At 67.0% G+C, this 15,736-nt stretch carries 17 protein-coding genes and 1 tRNA gene; 9 read left to right on the forward strand and 9 right to left on the reverse strand.

The annotated features are described in order from the left end of the window. A partial coding sequence (locus OXF11_05425; GenBank protein MCY4486543.1) for a DUF4338 domain-containing protein occupies positions 1-190 on the forward strand: 190 nt, incomplete at its 5' end. A gap of 436 nt (positions 191-626) precedes the next feature. Here the strand turns inward: OXF11_05425 and OXF11_05430 are convergent. The 9 genes from OXF11_05430 to groES all read right to left on the reverse strand — a co-directional run bounded on the left by OXF11_05430 (position 627) and on the right by groES (position 8,654). Beyond that, the gene (locus OXF11_05430; GenBank protein ID MCY4486544.1) at positions 627-1,952 is read right to left on the reverse strand and encodes a replication-associated recombination protein A; all 1,326 of its coding nucleotides are present in this window, start codon (positions 1,950-1,952) and stop codon (positions 627-629) included. Between the two features lie 120 nt (positions 1,953-2,072). Then, the gene (rplS, locus tag OXF11_05435; protein ID MCY4486545.1) at positions 2,073-2,429 is read right to left on the reverse strand and encodes a 50S ribosomal protein L19; all 357 of its coding nucleotides are present in this window, start codon (positions 2,427-2,429) and stop codon (positions 2,073-2,075) included. A 13-nt stretch (positions 2,430-2,442) separates the two neighbouring features. Beyond that, positions 2,443-3,708 (reverse strand): tRNA (guanosine(37)-N1)-methyltransferase TrmD, encoded by a 1,266-nt coding sequence (gene trmD, locus OXF11_05440; GenBank protein ID MCY4486546.1) that lies wholly within the window; start codon positions 3,706-3,708, stop codon positions 2,443-2,445. A gap of 39 nt (positions 3,709-3,747) precedes the next feature. Continuing rightward, on the reverse strand, positions 3,748-4,260 hold the full coding sequence (rimM, locus tag OXF11_05445) for a ribosome maturation factor RimM (GenBank protein MCY4486547.1): 513 nt from the start codon (positions 4,258-4,260) through the stop codon (positions 3,748-3,750). A 15-nt stretch (positions 4,261-4,275) separates the two neighbouring features. Beyond that, a complete protein-coding gene (locus OXF11_05450; protein MCY4486548.1) occupies positions 4,276-4,512 on the reverse strand; it encodes a KH domain-containing protein in 237 nt (78 codons plus the stop codon). A gap of 63 nt (positions 4,513-4,575) precedes the next feature. Next, positions 4,576-5,145 carry a 30S ribosomal protein S16 gene (gene rpsP / locus OXF11_05455; GenBank protein ID MCY4486549.1) on the reverse strand — a complete coding sequence of 190 codons (570 nt, stop codon included), beginning with the start codon at positions 5,143-5,145 and terminating at the stop codon, positions 4,576-4,578. A 46-nt stretch (positions 5,146-5,191) separates the two neighbouring features. Beyond that, positions 5,192-6,538: a signal recognition particle protein gene (ffh, locus tag OXF11_05460; GenBank protein MCY4486550.1), complete on the reverse strand. Its 1,347-nt coding sequence runs from the start codon at positions 6,536-6,538 to the stop codon at positions 5,192-5,194. Between the two features lie 139 nt (positions 6,539-6,677). After that, a complete protein-coding gene (groL, locus tag OXF11_05465) occupies positions 6,678-8,336 on the reverse strand; it encodes a chaperonin GroEL (GenBank protein MCY4486551.1) in 1,659 nt (552 codons plus the stop codon). 27 nt (positions 8,337-8,363) lie between these two features. Next, positions 8,364-8,654, reverse strand: a complete 291-nt coding sequence (gene groES / locus OXF11_05470) for a co-chaperone GroES (protein MCY4486552.1) — start codon at positions 8,652-8,654, stop codon at positions 8,364-8,366. Between the two features lie 235 nt (positions 8,655-8,889). On the opposite strand from groES, the gene OXF11_05475 reads away from it, so the two are divergent. The 8 genes from OXF11_05475 (at position 8,890) to OXF11_05510 (ending at position 15,374) form a co-directional block, all read left to right on the forward strand. Beyond that, positions 8,890-9,816, forward strand: a complete 927-nt coding sequence (locus OXF11_05475; GenBank protein ID MCY4486553.1) for an LD-carboxypeptidase — start codon at positions 8,890-8,892, stop codon at positions 9,814-9,816. Next, positions 9,816-11,183, forward strand: a complete 1,368-nt coding sequence (locus OXF11_05480; GenBank protein ID MCY4486554.1) for a serine hydrolase — start codon at positions 9,816-9,818, stop codon at positions 11,181-11,183. Before OXF11_05475 ends, OXF11_05480 begins: the two co-directional genes overlap by 1 nt. Then, positions 11,180-12,610 carry a UDP-N-acetylmuramate:L-alanyl-gamma-D-glutamyl-meso-diaminopimelate ligase gene (mpl, locus tag OXF11_05485; GenBank protein MCY4486555.1) on the forward strand — a complete coding sequence of 477 codons (1,431 nt, stop codon included), beginning with the start codon at positions 11,180-11,182 and terminating at the stop codon, positions 12,608-12,610. Before OXF11_05480 ends, mpl begins: the two co-directional genes overlap by 4 nt. Before the next feature lie 32 nt (positions 12,611-12,642). Next, positions 12,643-12,984, forward strand: a complete 342-nt coding sequence (locus OXF11_05490; GenBank protein ID MCY4486556.1) for an iron-sulfur cluster assembly accessory protein — start codon at positions 12,643-12,645, stop codon at positions 12,982-12,984. Positions 12,985-13,036: 52 nt separating this feature from the next. Beyond that, complete coding sequence (locus OXF11_05495; protein MCY4486557.1) at positions 13,037-14,071, forward strand: zinc-binding dehydrogenase; 1,035 nt, start codon at positions 13,037-13,039, stop codon at positions 14,069-14,071. A gap of 107 nt (positions 14,072-14,178) precedes the next feature. Next, positions 14,179-14,733: a 16S rRNA (guanine(966)-N(2))-methyltransferase RsmD gene (rsmD, locus tag OXF11_05500; protein ID MCY4486558.1), complete on the forward strand. Its 555-nt coding sequence runs from the start codon at positions 14,179-14,181 to the stop codon at positions 14,731-14,733. A 22-nt stretch (positions 14,734-14,755) separates the two neighbouring features. Next, on the forward strand, positions 14,756-15,241 hold the full coding sequence (gene coaD / locus OXF11_05505; GenBank protein MCY4486559.1) for a pantetheine-phosphate adenylyltransferase: 486 nt from the start codon (positions 14,756-14,758) through the stop codon (positions 15,239-15,241). A gap of 56 nt (positions 15,242-15,297) precedes the next feature. After that, positions 15,298-15,374, forward strand: a tRNA-Met gene (locus OXF11_05510). Positions 15,375-15,736: the final 362 nt, after the last annotated feature.

Consider the following 15,736-nt stretch of genomic DNA (forward strand, 5'->3'; position numbering starts at 1 on the left):
CGTCCTCATCGAGACCTTCGTCGAGACCCCGCGCTTCACCGGCGCCCTCTACAAGGCCTCCGGCTGGACACTCGTCGGTGTCACCCAGGGTCGGGGCCGATACGACCGCCATACCCGACGCGATCAGCCGAAAAAGGACATCTGGCTCCGACCCCTCCGCAAGGACTGGCGCCGGACTCTCAACCGGTGATATCATGCTCCTCCGTCACCCCTCGCGGTCCTTCATCACTCCGTAACCGAACAAAAACCCCGAAACCGGAGAAAATGCTATCAGGACCGTAATCGAAACGCAACCCACCGGAATCGCAGCCTGGAGGGTCGAGGTCATCGGCTGGCGCGGCTTGACCGAACAGCACAGGAGGATGAGTTATACGAAATCCACTATAAGGAACTGGAATATAAGGGGTTATTGCAGGGCTGACGTGATCAGGTTTGACATGGCAGCGCTTGTCCGCTATCCGAGAAATGGCGAGAAATCAGGTGTGATCACTACACAATATATTGGTCTTTTTCGCCGTCGGCTGCGTTACTCTTCCTCGCGTGGTGCCCGCCACTGCTCGTCATCGCGCCTTGCCGACGACGAAAAATCCTGCGCAACTTATGCCAGGTATTTACGGGACACGACACTAGCGTTTCCTCAACGCGATCCAGGCTTCGAGGCGTTCACGGATGACCCGTTCATACCCTTGGTCGCCGGGTTCGTAATAGCGGCGGCCCGCGAGCTCGGACGGCAAGTGTTCCTGTTCCGTGACCTGGCCGGGTTCGTCGTGCGGATAGCGGTAGTCCGCGCCGTAGCCCAGGGCCTTCATGAGCCCGGTGGGTGCGTTGCGCAGGTGGAGCGGGGTGGGCAGCGTGCCGTGCTCGCGCACGTCGCGGGTGGCCTCCAGCAGGGCGCGGTAGGCGGCGTTGGACTTGGGTGCGGTGGCCAGGTAGGTGGCCGCCTGACTCATGGGAATCCGGCCCTCCGGCAGACCCACGAAGTGCACCGCGTCCCTGGCGGCCACGGCCACCTGGAGGGCGCGCGGATCGGCATTGCCCACGTCCTCGGCGGCGAAGATGACCATGCGCCGGCATAGGAAGAGCGGGTCCTCGCCGGCCTCGATCATCCGTACCATCCAGTAGACGGCGGCGTCGGGGTCGCTGCCGCGCAGGCTCTTGATGAAGGCCGAGATGAGGTTGTAGTGCTCCTCGCCGGACTTGTCGTAATGCAGTGGCGAGACCTGCAGCGCCTGTTCCACGTGGTTCAGCTCGATACGCTGCGCGCCGCCCGCGCCGCCCGCCAGCGTGGCGGCCCCCTCCAGGCCATTGAGCGCGACCCGCGCGTCACCCTGCGCCCGCTGCACCAGCAAGGCGCGCGCCTCGCCATCGATCTCCATGTCCGTGTCCCACAGCCCCCGGCCGCGCTCGGCCAGGGCGCGGGTGATGACTTGGTCGAGGGTGTCCTCGGTCAAGGGATGGAGCACGCACACCCGGCACCGGGACAGGAGCGGGGAGATGAGCTCGAATGAGGGGTTCTCGGTGGTGGCGCCGACGAGGGTCAGGAGCCCCGCCTCGACGTGCGGCAGAAAGGTGTCCTGCTGCGACTTGTTGAAGTGATGGATCTCGTCCACCAGGAGCACGACCGGGACCGCGCCGCGCTGCAGGCGCCGGGCGTCGGGGAGGATCTTCTTGAGGTCGCGGGTGCCGGAGCTGACCGCGGAGAAATGGATGCAGTGGGCATGGCACGCGTCCGCCAGGAGGCGTGCCAGCGTGGTCTTGCCGCAGCCCGGCGGCCCCCACAGGATGATGGACTGGAGCCGGCCGCTGTCGGCCATGCCGCGCAGCAGCTTGCCGGGGCCGAGCAGGTGTTCCTGGCCCAGCACGTCGTCCAGCCGGGCCGGGCGCATGCGCTCAGCCAGCGGCGCGTTGCCGCCGCTGGCCGAGCGGGGACTCACGGTGTCGAAGAGGTCCACGAATCACAGTCCGTGCCGCGCGGGCGACGGGAGGGGTGCGTTGGTGGAAGCGGGCGCGAAGTCGGCGGCCCGATCCCGGCGGCGAGTTCGTACGTCAGCGGGCGGCGCGCCCGGTGGCATTCAGCGCGACACCCGCGGCCGGCGGTCTTCCTCCAGACGGGCGCGTTTGCCCGAGAGGTTCCGCAGGTAGTACAGCTTGGCCCGGCGCACCCGGCCCTGGGTGACCACTTCGACCTTGTCGATGCGCGGCGAGTGGAGCGGAAAGATGCGTTCGACGCCGACCCCGTAGGAGGTCTTGCGCACGACGAAGGTCTCGCGGTTGCCGCTCCCGGAGATGGCGATGACCACGCCCTCGAAGACCTGGATGCGCTCCTTCTCGCCTTCGATGATGCGCACGTGCACGCGCACGCGTTGCCCGGGCTTGAGCGCCGGCATTTCCCGCGTGTGCTCCTGTTCGATCTGGTCAATGACGTTCATTGAACACTTCCTTTCAGCCAGTATGTCCCAGTATACGATCCAGCATGATGGCGGAGGCGGCTCGTACGGAAAGATGATTGTAGTCGTCCCGGCCCGCGACAGGTTCGAGAATCAGGTCCGAACGGGCAAAGACGGCATCCGCCAGCCCCCAGCCCGTTCCCAGCAGGATCATGCAAGGGACATCGTCCATTATTAGCATTTCCCGCATCTTTCCAAAAGTTGTGCGTTCCCTTCCGGCGACGGTACGCGCGGAGGTCGCCACCAGCCGGGGAGCAGTGCCGCATTCCGCCCGCACTTGCGCCACCGCGTCGTCCAGGGTGTGGCACACCCGCGCCAGGGAGAGTGCTTCCCTGCGCGTGCTGTTGTAGGCGCTGCCGTAGCCGCGCTCCCAATGATCGATGATCCGGGTCGCCAGCAACTGGAGCGTCTTCACCGGGTTCACCACGTAGAAGCCCTTCACGCCGTAGGTGCGGCAGGTACGGGCGATGTCGTGGATGTCCAGATTGGTGATGGACGAGGTCACCGTGTCGCCGCGGCGGTCGGACACCGGGTGGTGCAGCAGTGCCACGTAAACGTCCGCCAAGGGAATCCCGGCCGCCGTCGGGGCCTTCGCCAGCAGGTCCGGCCGTGCCCGCGCGGTGGTCTCCATGCTCGTCCGGCGGCGCCAGCGCCGGATCTTCTCATGGTCGCCGGACAGCAGCACCTCCGGCACCTTCATGCCCCGGTACTCCGCGGGGCGGGTGTACTGCGGATACTCCAGAAGGCCCTCGACAAAGGAGTCGTCGCGCGCGGAATTCTCGTTCCCCAGCACTCCCGGCACCAGCCGCGTCACCGCGTCGATGACGGCCAGGGCGGGGATCTCGCCGCCGCTCAAGGTGTAGTCGCCGACGGACACCATGTCGTCGGCGTAGGCTGCCACCCGTTCGTCGAACCCCTCGTAGCGGCCGCAGACCAGGATCACTTCCCGGTCCTCCAGGAGTCGCGCGGCGGCGGCCTGGTCGAAGACGCGTCCGCGCGGGGAAAGCAGCACCACCCGAGGCTTCGTCAGCCGGCTTCGGCAGTCCTCGATGGCTTCGATGACGGGCTCCGGCTTGAGCACCATGCCCTGGCCGCCGCCGTAGGGGTAGTCGTCGGTGACGCGGTGCCGGTCCCGTGCGTATTGGCGCAGGTCCACCAGGTCGATGGACACGAGATCCTTTTCCCGGGCGCGCTTCAGGATGCTGTGCGCCAGGGGCGACTCGAAGATGTCGGGAAAGAGCGTGATGACCGAGAAGTGCATCGAAACGGTTCCTCGCCCGCTCGTTCCATGCACGAACGGTCAGAGGTCCAGGAGTCCGTCGGGCGGGTCGATGGTGATGGTCCCTTCGACGACGTCGATGTGCCGGACTACCTCCGGGATCGCGGGGACCAAGTGTTCCCGCTCGGCGCCGGCCACCACCAGCAGGTCGCCGCCCTGCTTCGCCCATATCCGGGTCACCGTGCCGACGCGTCCGCCGCCGGCGTCCCGCACCTCGAAACCCACCACTTCCGCATAGTAGTACTCTGACGAGCCGAGCGGCGCGAGCCGCTCGGCGGGCACCGACAGCCTGTACCCCACCATGTTTCGCGCCGCGTCCATGTCGTCGATGCCCCGAAGCTTGACGAGCGCGAACCCTCGGTGGGGTTTGGCCTGCTCCAGGTCAACGGTGAGCCGGCTCTCCCCCCGCGTCAACTCCACCTGGGCGCTCGAATAGAGCGTACGGCCCTCCGGGTTGAACAGCCGCACGCGCACCCAGCCGGCCACGCCGTGCGTGCCCGCGATGTCGCCCAGGGCGATCTGCTGAATGGACAACGGGAAAGGGAAGGGCTACTGCTCGTCGACGATCTCGAGGACGACCTTCCGGTGGGTCCGCGCGGCCGCGGCGTTCAGTATCGTGCGCAGGGACTTGGCGGTGCGGCCCTGCTTACCGATGACCCGCCCCAAGTCTTCCTGGGCGACCTTGAGCTCCAGCACGGAGGCGTCGTCTTCCTGCGTCTCCGTGACTTCCACGGCGTCGGGGCGGTTCACGATGGATTCCGCCAGGTACTGTACCAGTTCCTTCAAGAAGCCTGTCTCCTGGAGCGCGGACGTTGGCAGGGCTGTGGGCACGCGTCGCCCGGGACGGGCCTATTCCTTGGGCGCCTCTCCGGTTTCCGCTTCGGTTGGACTCTCCGCCGGGGTCGCGTCTTCCGCCGCGGCCGGGGTCTCCGCCGGGGCCGGGGTCTCCGCCGGGGTCGGGGCTTCCGCTTCGGCCGGACTCTCCGCGGAGGTCTCCGCCGCGGGGGTCTCCGCCGCGGGGGGCTCCGCCGTCGCGCTCTCCGTCACCGCGGGGCTCTCCGTCACCCCCTCCGCCGCCTCTGTCACGGCCTGGCTCTCCGCCGCCTCCGTCACCGCCGCGCTTGCCGTCGCCGCCGCGGGCGTCGCGCCGGTCTCGGCACTCTCCGCGACCGCTCCTGCTTCCTTGGCGGCCCGCCTGATGAGGTTGCGCACCGTCTGGGTCGGCTGCGCTCCCTTCTGAATCCAGTCGCTGACCTTGGCCTGATCCAGTTTCAGGGTGGCCGCGGGGGTCCGCGGATCGTAGGTGCCCAACTGCTCGATAAATCTTCCGTCGCGCGGGTCGCGCGCGTCCGCCACCACGATGCGGTAATACGGCCGCTTCTTGGCGCCGTGCCGGCTCAGTCTGATCTTTACGCTCATACGGGTTTGTTCCTTGCGGTCCTTTCTGTAAACCAACCTTTTTAGTTCATTGGAACGGCGTTGACAACCGGTTCATGAGCCCGCGGCGCTTGCCGCCGGACTTCTTCATCCGCTGCATCATCTTCCTCATCTCCATGTACTGCTTCATGAGCCGGTTGACGTCCGTCACGCTGGTGCCGCTTCCGTCGGCGATGCGCCGGCGCCGGCTGCCGTTCAGCAGCGCGGGGTTGCGGCGTTCCTTGAGCGTCATGGAGTTGATGATGGCCTCCACCCGCTTGAGTTCCTTCTCCGCCTGGCCCATGTCCACCTGCTGAGTCAACTTGCGGCCCCCGGGCACCATGTCCAGCAGGCTCCCGATGGAGCCCATCTTCTTGATGGCCTGCATCTGGGTCTGGAAGTCCTCCAGGGTGAACTCGCCCTTGCGCATGCGCTGCTCGAGCTTCGGCGCGGCCTTCTTGTCGACGGCCTGTTCCGCCTTCTCGATCAGCGACAACACGTCGCCCATGCCCAAGATGCGCGACGCCATGCGGTCCGGGAAAAAGGGCTCCAGCGCGTCCGCCTTCTCCCCGACCCCGACATAGAGCACCGGCTTGCCCACCACCGACCGCACCGAGAGCGCGGCGCCGCCGCGGGCATCGCCGTCCATCTTGGTAAGGACCACGCCGGTGAGGTCGAGGGCGTCGTTGAAGCCCTGGGCCTGGTTGACCGCGTCCTGGCCGATCATGGCGTCGACGGTAAGGATGGTGTTGCGCGGCTCCAGCGCGGCGCGGATCTCCACCAGCTCCTGCATCATCTCCTCGTCGATCTGGAGCCGCCCGGCGGTGTCGACGATCAGCACGTCGCACAGCCGCTGGTTCGCCTTGTCCACGGCGGCGCGGCAGATGTCCAGCGGCGCGTCGTTCTCGCCCGATTCGTACACCGGCAGCCCGTTCTCGTCACACAGGGTGCGCAGTTGCTCCCGCGCCGCCGGCCGGTACACGTCCGCCGACACGAGATAGGGTGCGCGCTTCTGCTGTTTCTTGAGGTGCAGCGCCAGCTTCACGGCGGTGGTAGTCTTGCCCGACCCCTGGAGCCCCACCAGCATCAGCACCACCGGCTGCCGCCCCTTGAGGTCCACCTGCGCGGCCTCGCCGCCGAGGATCTTGATCAGCTCCTCCCGGACGATCTTGATGAGCTGCTGGTCCGGCGTCAGGCTCTGGAGCACGTCCTGCCCCATGGCCTGGGACCGGACCGAGTCCGTGAAGCTCTTCACCACCTTGAAGTTGACGTCCGCCTCCAAGAGCGCCGTGCGCACCTCGCGCAACGACTCCGCCACGTTGGCCTCGGTGATCCGCCCGTGCCCCCGCAGCCGCTTGAAAGTCTGCTCCAGCTTGTCGGTGAGGTTCTCGAACATGGGTCCGTCACTGTATCCAATCCGGTTCCGAAGTCAAGCCGCCGGTCCGGGCCTCGACTTGCCGGGCGGTACAGAAAAAAAGGCCTGGAGCCCCACTCCGGAGACTCCAGGCCTTTGAGCTGCCGCAACGGCAGGGTTGTTACATCATGCCGCCCATTCCACCCATGCCGCCCATTCCACCCATGCCGCCGCCCGGAGGCATGGCGGGCATGGCGGGCTTGTCGTCGGGCTTCTCGGCGACCATGGCCTCGGTGGTGAGCAGGAGGCTCGCGATGGACGCGGCGTTCTGCAGCGCCGTCCGTACCACCTTGGTGGGGTCGATGATGCCGGCCTTCAGCAAGTCCTCGTAGGTCTCGGTGGCGGCGTTGAGGCCCATGCTGCCCTTGCTGGCCTTCACCTGCTGGAGGGCGATGGAGCCGTCGATGCCGGCGTTGTTGGCGATCCGGCGGAGCGGCTCTTCCAGCACGCGCTTGACGATGTTGATGCCCACCTGCTCCTCGTCGGAGGCCTCGATACCCTCGAGGGACGGGATCGAGCGCAGCAGCGCCACGCCGCCGCCCGGCACGATGCCTTCCTCCACCGCCGCGCGGGTCGCGTGCAGGGCGTCCTCCACGCGCGCCTTCTTCTCCTTCATCTCGATCTCGGTGGCCGCGCCCACGTTGATGACGGCGACGCCGCCCACGAGCTTGGCGAGCCGCTCCTGGAGCTTCTCACGGTCGTAGTCGGAGGTGGTCTCCTCGATCTGCGCGCGGATCTGCTTGATGCGCCCTTCGATGTCGTCCTTGGAGCCGGCGCCGTCCACGATGGTGGAGTTTTCCTTGTCCACCACCATCCGCTTGGCCTGGCCGAGATCCTGCAGGGTGACGTTCTCGAGCTTGATGCCCAGCTCCTCGGCGATAAGCTTGCCGCCGGTCAGGATGGCGATGTCTTCCATCATGGCCTTGCGGCGGTCGCCGAAGCCCGGCGCCTTTACCGCCACGCAGTGCAGCGTGCCGCGGATCTTGTTGACCACGAGGGTGGCCAAGGCTTCGCCCTCGATGTCCTCGGCGAGGATCACGAAAGGCTTGCCGGTCTTGGCGATCTGCTCCAGCACCGGCAGCAGGTCCTTCATGTTGGAGAGCTTCTTCTCGTGGATCAGCAGGTAGCAGTCGTCCAGCACGCACTCCATGCGCTCCGGATCGGTCACGAAGTAGGGGGAGAGGTAGCCGCGGTCGAACTGCATGCCCTCCACCACCTCCAGGGAGGTCTCCAGGCCCTTGGCCTCCTCCACGGTGATGACGCCTTCCTTGCCGACCTTGTTCATGGCCTCGGCGATGACCTCGCCGATGGTGGGGTCGTTGTTCGCCGCGATGGTGCCCACCTGGGCGATTTCCTTGGGGTCCTTGGTCTCCTTGGACAGACTCTTCAGGGACTCGGTGACCTTTTCCACGGCCGTCTCGATGCCGCGCTTGATGGCCATGGGATCGTGTCCGGCCACGACCATCTTGAGCCCTTCGGCGAAGATCTGCCGCGCCAGCACGGTGGCCGTGGTGGTGCCGTCGCCGGCCACGTCGGACGTCTTGCTGGCGACTTCCTTCACCATCTGGGCGCCCATGTTCTCGAACCTGTCTTCCAACTCCACTTCCTTGGCGACGGTGACGCCGTCCTTGGTCACGTTGGGCGCGCCGAAAGACTTGTCGATGACGACGTTCCGGCCCTTGGGGCCGAGCGTCACGGTCACCGCGTCAGCCAGAATGTTGACGCCGCGGACGATGGCTTCTCGGGCATCCTGCTCGAACTTGACGATTTTCGCTGCCATTGGGTCCTCCTTGACAAAACGTGGGGTTTATTGCTCGACGATGCCGAGGATGTCGTCCTCGCGCATGATGATGTGCTCTTCGCCGTCCAGTGTGATCTCGGTGCCGGCGTACTTGCCGAACAGCACCCGGTCGTTCACTTTCACGTCCAGCGGAGTGACCTTGCCGCCGTCCTCGGCCTTGCCCTTGCCCACCGCGACGACCTGACCCTCTTGGGGCTTTTCCTTCGCCGCGTCGGGGATGATGATGCCGCCCGCGGTCTTCTCTTCTTCCTCGATCCGCTTGACGATGACCCGGTCCTGTAAGGGCCTGATGCTCATGTTCGCTCCTCCTCTTTTTAAGTATCGCCTGCAAGATTCCGATACACTCGATACACCGATAGACACGCACCAAGCGGTGCGGCGGTAAATCTAAGCACGGTCCCGGCACTGTCAAGGGGGTGTGGATGACTTTTGTCGGAAATCGGATGCCGCCACGGGTCCCGCGGCGCCCGTCCGCCGTTTGCCGTGCCATCGGAAACTTGACAGAATGGCGTGCAATACCCTGCAAGACGTGATGAAACTCCTCAAACCGCCGCCCCTCAGGCCCGGCGACACCATCGGGGTCCTTGCCCCAGCCGGAGCCGTGTACGAGGACCTCCTGGCCAAGGGCGTCCACGCGCTGGAGTCGCGCGGGTTCCGTGTACTGCTCGCCGAGGGAATCCTCGCGCGCAAGGGCTACCTGGCCGGGAGCGAACGGCAGCGCGCGGCAACGCTGGAGAGCTTTTTCCTGCGGGACGACATCGCGGCCATCTTCTGCGCCCGCGGCGGGTTCGGCTCGATCCAGCTTCTGCCGGCTCTCGACGCCGAGCTCATTCGCACCCACCCCAAGATCTTCGTCGGCTTCAGCGACGTGACCGCCCTGCTCAACTGGATGTCCCAGAGCTGCGGCATCGTGGCCTTCCACGGGCCGATGGTCGCCGTCGAGTTCGCCGGTCAGCTCGAAGGCGGGGTGACCAGCAATTTCTGGGATGCGCTCACCGGAAAACGGCGGCTGTGGCAGATCAAGGGCACGGGCGTGCTGCGCGGCGGCAACGGACCGGCGCGGGGACCGTTGGCCGGAGGATGCCTCTCGGTGCTGGTGACCACTCTCGGGACGCCGTACGAGATCGATACCGCGGGGAAGATCGTTTTTCTGGAGGACGTGGGCGAGCGGCCCTACCGCATCGAACGCATGCTGACCCACCTGCGCATGGCGGGAAAGCTGGACGGCGTCGCCGGCGTGGTGACCGGCGCCTTCAACGACTGCGACACCGGCGCCGAGCGGGACGTCACCGAGGTCCTGGCCGACGTTTTCGCCGACGCTCCCTACCCAGTGGTGACGGGTCTGCCCTGCGGCCACGCCACCCCGAACACACTGCTTCCCATCGGGCTCGACGCCGAGCTGGACGGCCGCAACGGCGTGCTGATGCTGGTGGAACCCGCGACCCGGGCGGCGTGCTGATGCGGGCGGCGCGCCACGTCGGCCAAGGGCACGGCGCGCGAGCGTGGCGCGCGCTCGACGCGACCTGCCGGCGAGGCGTGTCCGAAGGCGTTGCGCCCGGCATCGTGATGCTGGTGGGCAACAGCCACGAAATCCTCTTTCATCGCGCCTACGGCAGCCGGGCGCTGGTCCCCACGCGGTTGCCGATGCTGCCCGACACCGTGTTCGACGTAGCCTCGCTCACAAAGCCCATCGCCACCACCACCGCCATGATGCTGCTGGCGCGGGATGGGCGGGTGCGCTTGGATGACCCGGTGAGCGCCGTCGTCCCCGAGTTCAGCGAAGGCGCCAAGTCCGCGGTGACGTTCCGCCAACTCCTGAACCACACGTCGGGCCTTCCGGCATGGAAGCCATACTACGAGGCCGCGCCGCACGTCGTTCCCGCCCCTCTCACCAGCGGCACAGTTCCCGTCTCCGGCAGCGTCCGCCCTGTCCCCGGCAGTGCCCACCCTGTCTCCGGCATTCCCGCGAAAGCGGCTGTGTCAAAACCGATGAGGCACAGCCCCCCCGAGTCGTCATTCCCGCGGAAGCGGGAATCCAGGGGTGGCGAGGCGGGGAAACGCTTCAGTAGTGCCCCACCACCGCCCCTGGATTCCCGCTTCCGCGGGAATGACGACTCGGAGGGGTGGCGCCATCGAGTCCATGCGGAACCGCTGGTAGCCGCGCCCGGGGACAAGGCTTGTTACAGCGACCTCGGGTTCATCCTCCTGGGAGAGGCCGTCGAGCGACTCACCGGCACCTCCTTGGACCGGTTCTGCGGTGACGAGATCTTCGGGCCGCTCGGGTTGTCGGCGACTTTCTTTGTAGACCTGGACGCCTCTTGTCATCGGGCGCGGCCCTCGGCCGTCCACACCCTCGCCGCCACCGAGGACTGCCCCTGGCGCGGGAGGATCCTCTGCGGCGACGTGCATGACGACAATGCCTTTGCCATGGGCGGCGTGGCCGGCCACGCCGGGCTGTTCTCATCGGCACCGGACATCCACCGTTTCCTGCGCTTTCTCGGCCGCTGCCGCGAAGACGGCGAGCCGGACTTCCTGCCCGGCGCCATCGTGCGCGAGTTCCTGGAAGCGGAGCGGCCTCTCCCCGGACAGACCCACGTGCTGGGTTGGGACACGCCGTCGCCGCGGGGCTCCTCCAGCGGCGCCCGCTTCTCCGCCCGCACCGTCGGTCACCTGGGCTTCACCGGCACCTCCATGTGGTGGGACATGGAGCGCGACGTCCACGTCATTCTGCTGACCAACCGGGTTCACCCTTCGCGTGACAACGACGCCATCCGGGAGTTCCGCCCGCGTGTGCACGACGCGGCCATGGAGGCGCTGGTCTCATGATCCCGGACCTGCGCCCCGGAGCGCACGTTCATTTCGTCGCCGTCTGTGGCGTCGGCACCGGCTCCCTGGCCGGCCTGCTGCGAGAGCGGGGCTACCGCGTCACCGGCTCGGACGAGAACGTATATCCGCCCATGAGCACCTTCCTGGAAGGCATCGGCATCGACATCATGCCCGGCTTCAGCGAGGCCCACGTGGCCGAGCGTCCCGACCTGGTGGTCATCGGCAACGCCGTCTCCCGAGGCAACCCCGAGGCCGAGGCGGTGCTGCGCCAGGGCATCCCTTACGTGTCCCTGCCCCAGGCCCTGGGCCGGTTCCTCATCGACGACAAGCGCTCGGTGGTGGTGGCCGGCACCCACGGCAAGACCACCACCACCTCGTTGATGTCCTGGGTGCTGGTGGCAGCCGGGCTGGACCCGAGCTTCTTCATCGGCGGGATCCCGGTGAACTTCTCCAGCGGCTTCCGCTGCGGCAACGGACCGTGGGTGGTGATGGAGGGGGACGAGTACGACAGCGCCTTTTTCGACAAGGGGCCCAAGTTCCTTCACTACCAACCTGAACGGGTGATCCTCACGAGCCTGGAGTTCGACCACGCGGACATCTACCGGGATCTCGATCACGTGAAGGACGCCTTCCGGCGCCTGGTGGAGATCATCGCGCCCGGCGGCGGCCTGCTGGTGTGCGACGAGGCCGTCCATGCCCGGGATCTCCTGGACGGCGCCACCTGTCCGGTGCTGTCCTACGGCGTCGGCGAGTCGGCCGACTGGCGGGCCATGGACGTCCGGGCCGCCGGAGGCCGGATGACCTTCACTCCTTGCTACAACGGCGCCGCCGAAGGCGCGGTGGAGGTGCCGTTGATCGGCCGCCACAACGCCAAGAACGCGCTGGCGGTCTACGCCACCGCCAGGGAGATCGGCTTGAGCCCGTCCGTGGTCCGCTCGGCCATGGCGAGCTTCCGCGGCGTGCGGCGGCGGCAGGAGACCGTCGGCGAGGCGGCCGGCGTCCTCGTCATCGACGACTTCGCCCACCACCCCACCGCGGTGGCGGACACCATCGCCGCGGTGCGGGAGGCCTGGCCCGGGCGGCGGCTCTGGGCCGTCTTCGAGCCCCGCAGCCAGACCAGCCGCCGGCGGGTCTTCCTCACGGAGTTTACCCGGGCGCTGGCGCGGGCCGATCGTGTCGTCCTCCCCGACCTCTACCACCCTGAAAAGATCCCCGAGGAGGAGCGCCTCGCCCCCGCGGAACTGGTGCACTGCATCAACAGGCACCGGGGAGACCGGGCCGCGTGCCATCTCGCCGGGGTGGACGAAATCGCCGCGGTGGTGGTCCGGGATGCGGTGGAGGGGGACGTGGTCCTGGTAATGTCCAACGGCAGCTTCGGCGACCTGCCGCACAAGATCGTGGCCGGACTCGGGCGGCGGGAATCTTGACTTGCCCGTAGCCGTTGACTAGACTCCATGTTGTGGAAAATGACGTCAACAAACTTCGCCTGACCGATTCCGCCATCGCCCACGTCAAGAAGATCCGCGAACGGGAGAAGCTCGCCGGCCGGGGACTGCGGGTGTCCGTGATGCCGGGAGGATGTTCCGGCTACTCCTACAAGCTGGATTTCGACGACGGCCCCAAGGCCGAGGACGTGGTGCTCGACATGGGAGGCCTGCAGGTCTACGTGGAGACGGCCATCCTGCAACAGCTCGAAGGGACGGTCATCGACTACGTGAGCGAGCTTCAGGGCGCCAGCTTCCGTTTCTCCAATCCTAACGCCACGGGCACCTGCGGGTGCGGCACCTCCTTTTCGGCCTGACGGCCGGCCGCATCCCCTTTAACCGAACCAACCCATCTCCGAGGTCGTAGTCTTGAAAGCGGTCCAGATTTACGAGCATGGCGGGGCCGACAAGCTCCGCTACGAGGAGGCTCCCGACCCGGTCCTGCGTTCGCCGGGAGACGTGATCGTGCGCCTCGAGGCGGCGTCCCTGAATCACATCGACCTGTGGAACCGCAAGGGGCTCACCGGCATGAAGGTGGAGTTCCCGCACATCCTGGGCGCCGACGGCGCGGGCGTGGTGGCGGAGGTGGGGAGCGAGGTGACCCACTTGAAGAAGGGCGACGCGGTCTGCCTCTATCCGCCGGTGGGCTGCGGCGCCTGCGAGTTCTGCCGCACCAGCCGCGACTACATGTGCGTCCGGCTGCGGGTCCTGGGCGAGGGCATGAAAGGGTCGTACGCCGAGTACGTGGCGATTCCCGCCGCCAACTGCTTCGCCATCCCCGGGGGTTACGGTTTCGAGGAGGCGGCGGCGTTTCCGCTGGTGTTCATCACGGTCTGGCGCATGCTGGTGACCAACGCGAGGCTCGCGCCCGGGGAGACGGTGCTCATCCTGGGCATCGGCGGCGGCGTGGCCATGGCGGCGCTGCAGATCGCCAAGGCCATGAACGCCTGGGTGGCGGTGACCTCGAGCAGCGGCGAAAAGCTCGAAAGGGCGCGGGAGCTGGGCGCCGACCACGGGTTGAACTACCGGGAGTGCGATTTCACCCGGGAGATCCGCAACGTCACCGGCAAGCGGGGGGTGGACGTGGTGGTGGACTGCGTGGGGGGCGAGAGCTGGGCCAAGAGCCTCGCGGCGCTGGTGAAGGGCGGGCGGCTCGTGACCTGCGGCGCCACCACTGGCGCCACGCCGCCGACGGACATCCGGCGGATCTTCTGGAACCATCTCAGCATCTTCGGCTCCACGCTGGGCAGCCGGGAGGAGTTCGAGCAGGTGCTGCGGTTCGTGGGGACGGCAGGGGTCAGGCCGGTGATCGACCAGAGCTTTCCGCTGGCCGAGGCCGCGGCGGCGCAGACCAGGCTGGAGACCGGACAGCAATTCGGCAAGATCACCCTGGTCCCGGGCTGAATCCTTGGCGGAGGGTTCGTTGCGGCCGGCGAGGTGCAACGACTTGTAGGGGCGGGTCCCAACCCGCCCGTGCGGCGGCACCACGCCCGGAGGAACCACCCGGCGGCATGCGCATCATCGGAGGGACAGCGCGGGGAAGAAGGATCAAGGCGCCCAAGGGAAGCGCCGTCCGCCCGACGGCCGACCGGGTCCGGGAGGCCTTGTTCAATATCCTCCCCCGGGATTTCTCCGGCAGGCAAGTGCTGGACCTCTTCGCCGGCACGGGGAGCCTGTCGCTGGAGGCCCTCAGCCGTGGGGCGGCGTCGGCGCTGCTGGTGGACGAATCGACGGAGGCGGCGGGCCTGATTCGCGGGAACCTCGAAACGCTCGGTTTCATGGACCGGGCGCGAATATGGTCGACACCCGTGGGCAAGGCCCTGAGCCGGCTGGCGGACGAGGGCGCGGCGTACGATGCGATATTTCTGGACCCTCCCTACGACGGCGGCTGGGTGAGCAGGACGATGCCGATCCTATCCCGGGCGGGAATACTCAATGCGGGCGGCTCCGCCGTGGCGGAGCACAGCCTGCGGGAACGAGTCGACGAAAAGTACGGCGGGCTGGTGCGCCGTGACTGCCGTCGGTACGGCGGCACGGTGCTCTCCTTCTTCGAATTGAGCAACTGAGGCGGGTCTTTACATGGCGGAAATCAGCATAGCGGTCTATCCGGGGTCCTTCGACCCCATCACCAACGGCCACGTGGACCTGGTGCAAAGGACGCTACGCATCTTCGACCAAGTGATCATCGCCATCGCGTACAACCAGGAGAAGGGAGGCTCCCTCTTCTCGGTGGAAGAACGCATGGCCACGGTGCGCAAGGTCTTCGAGTCCGAGGAGCGGGTGCGCGTGGACAGCTTCCAGGGCCTGCTGGTGGACTATGCGGAGGCCGTGTCGGCCAAGGTGGTGATCCGGGGCCTGCGGGCGGTCTCGGACTTCGAGTACGAGTTCCAGATGGCGACGATGAACCGCCGGCTCAAGCCCGATATCGAGACTTTGTTCATGATGACGAGCGAGTCGTCCTTCTATATCAGCTCACGGCTGGTCAAGGAGGTCGCCGGACTGGGCGGTGACGTGACCGCGTTCGTCCCCGAGGTCGTGCTCGAACAACTTCGGGAGAAGTTCCCCATACACTGAACACGGCCTGCCGCCATCCTTGTTGACACTGCCGCACCAACGGGCTACAAACATCCTGCGGGGTGGAGCAGTCCGGTAGCTCGCAAGGCTCATAACCTTGAGGTCGCAGGTTCAAATCCTGCCCCCGCATCCACGGAGACCACATCATCCCCCGAACCACCGCGACCGGCCTCGCGCCGGCGGCGAACTCCCGGAAGCCACGGGCAGGCGCTTCGCCTTCGCTTCGTTGACCGTGCCTCACCCCGCACGGGATCGCCCGAGCCGCCGAACCACATCACCGTAGCAGAGCCCACCACCTGAGCGGCCCTTTTCGACCCGGCCCCTGAGGCCCCGGCGGGTCCTTGCCGCGAGGTCCTTCCGGAACAGCGCCTTCATCGTCCCCCTGAGCCCTACATGGAGCTCGTCGAGCTCGCCTTCCGACAGGGTAACGATCATGACCCGCGGCGAAGCGCAGGTCACAGGTGCATGTCGCGGGTCGCCACGTCCGCCTGGTCG

The organism is Deltaproteobacteria bacterium, from assembly GCA_026712905.1.
GTDB lineage: Bacteria > Desulfobacterota > Binatia > UBA9968 > JAJDTQ01 > JAJDTQ01.